1 rRNA gene is annotated in these 1602 nt (G+C 62.8%); it reads right to left on the reverse strand.

The features are described 5' to 3' along the window. Positions 1 to 1484: ribosomal RNA gene (locus ABHR63_RS09950) — 23S ribosomal RNA — on the reverse strand; the annotation flags it as partial. Between the last annotated feature and the right edge of the window lie 118 nt (positions 1485 to 1602).

The following is a 1602-nucleotide window of genomic DNA, read 5'->3' on the forward strand; positions in this document are numbered from 1 at the left end:
GGTGCAGGAATGTCTGCCTGCTGCGCGTCGGCTACGCCTCCCGGCCTCGCCTTAGCCCCCGACTGACCCTGGGAGGATTAGCCTTGCCCAGGAAACCTCGGGTTCACGGCGGACGAGTTACTCTCTCGTCTCTCGCTACTCATGCCAGCATTCTCACTCCCATGCGCTCCACCGTCGGTCGCCCTCCGGCTTCTCCGCCCATGGGAAGCTCCCCTACCGATTCTAATGAATTAAAATCCCGCCGCTTCGGTGTCCAGCTTAGCCCCGTGTATTGTCGGCGCATGTCCACTCGACCAGTGAGCTGTTACGCACTCTTTGAATGGATGGCTGCTTCTAAGCCAACATCCTGGTTGTCTGGGCGGACGCACATCCTTTGCCACTCGGCTGGAACTTGGGGACCTTAGCGGGCGGTCCGGGCTGTTTCCCTCTCGAGCACACAGCTTAGCCCACATGCTCTGACTGCCGCGCTCTGGGCCGCCGGCATTCGGAGTTCGGTTGGATTCGGTAGGCGGCGAAGCCCCCTCGTCCATCCGGTGCTCTACCTCCGGCGGTGAACGCGCGACGCTAGCCCTAAAGCTATTTCGGGGAGAACGAGATATCTCCGGGTTTGATTGGCCTTTCACCCCTATCCGCAGGTCATCGCCGCCGTTTTCAACCGACGTGCGTTCGGCCCTCCACGGGGTCTTACCCCCGCTTCAGCCTGCCCACGGATAGCTCACCCGGCTTCGCGTCCGCGGCGCGGGACTCAAGTCGCCCTGTTAAGGCTCGCTTTCGCTCCGGCTCCCTTTCGGTTAACCTCGCCCCGCGCCAGCGACTCGCTGGCTCATTCTACAAAAGGCACGCCGTCACAACTGAAAGTTGCTCCGACTGCTCGTGGGCGCACGGTTTCAGGTACTGTTTCACTCCCCTCCCGGGGTGCTTTTCACCTTTCCCTCACGGTACTGGTGCGCTATCGGTCACAGGGTAGTACTCAGGCTTGGATGGTGGTCCACCCAGGTTCGGACCGGGTTTCACGTGCCCGGCCCTACTCAGGGACCGCGTCGCGCCGTCCGGTCTGGGTTCGCGTACGGGGCTGTCACCCGCTGCGGCCGGCCCTCCCATGCCGTTCCGCTCCCCAGCCGGACCTGCGCCCGGGGGCGGCAGCCCCCGGATGCGCGGCCCTGCAACCCCGTCGGCGGAACCCCTGCCGGGTATGCCCGCTCGACGGTTTGGCCATCGGTCCCCTTTCGCTCGCCGCTACTCGGGGAGTCTCGAGATTGATTTCCTCTCCTCCGGGTACTTAGATGTTTCAGTTCCCCGGGTTGTCCTCCCCCCGCCTATGTGTTCAGCGGGGGGATATGCACACTGCTGTGCATGGGTTCGCCCATTCGGAGACCCCCGGGTCGAAGGATGTGTGCTCCTCGCCGGGGATTATCGCAGCTTGCCGCGTCCTTCATCGGCTCCCTGTGCCAAGGCATCCGCCGTGCGCCCGTGGTATCTTGCGGGACCGCATCGGGCCCGCGGGATATCCACGTGTCGCTAATTAATCTAATTAATCGATATCATGAATAGCGCTCGTATGTCGCAATTCGGGTATCTCATACCGCGGCACAGTGTATGTAC

The sequence above is a fragment of the Collinsella aerofaciens genome, from assembly GCF_039752775.1.
GTDB lineage: Bacteria > Actinomycetota > Coriobacteriia > Coriobacteriales > Coriobacteriaceae > Collinsella > Collinsella aerofaciens_R.